This window comes from Methylophaga muralis (genome assembly GCF_001720165.1).
In the GTDB taxonomy this organism is placed as follows: domain Bacteria; phylum Pseudomonadota; class Gammaproteobacteria; order Nitrosococcales; family Methylophagaceae; genus Methylophaga; species Methylophaga muralis.
Map to the genome: position 1 here is coordinate 1 of NZ_MCRI01000108.1, position 630 is coordinate 630.

Consider the following 630-nt stretch of genomic DNA (forward strand, 5'->3'; position numbering starts at 1 on the left):
CGGGCAGACTATCACTGTATTGATCACGAAACTCTGCAATTTCTCTTTCTGTTTGCTGAACTTCTTTTTGCATTCGATCGCCTTCCAACTTAAGAAAGGCAGTTGTATCTTGAGCACGATCTGTTCTGGTTCTCACATTTTCGTTTAAAAACTCTGTCACCAATTCATTAGCAACCTGTTGAGAAACTTGTGGAGACTTATCAAGAAAAGAGACTTTAAAAGCAATACTGGCTCTTTTGGCACGCCCACTAACCGGATCCGTCACATTGGCCTGAACAATATCAACTTTAACGTTTTCTTTAAAAAGGGCGACAATTGGGGCAGTAGTTGGCGTTTTTTGGCGTTCTTCGGAGTAAAGGTTGTATTTATTCACAATCTGCATCACCCGTGTCGTAGTCATTAAACGTTGCTTAATCACTTCGATACGTTGGTCAGCATAGCTGGTTACGGTAGTTCTAATGAGATCCTGTGGTATTTCCTGTGACTCAATTAAAATTAAGCCTTCTGATTTATATGTGGCCGGTAAGCTATACGTTACTAATACCGTAATAGCCATTAATAAGAGTGCGGGAATTAATATCCAATATTTCCGACGCCAGAAAATTTCCAAATAATCTCGGAGGCCTTTTA

1 protein-coding gene is annotated in these 630 nt (G+C 40.0%); it reads right to left on the reverse strand.

Features of this window, described 5'->3' with window-relative positions; all coding sequences use genetic code 11:
- The coding region (locus A9E74_RS13845; RefSeq protein WP_245652188.1) for a Wzz/FepE/Etk N-terminal domain-containing protein at positions 1 to 630 on the reverse strand (630 nt) is incomplete at both ends.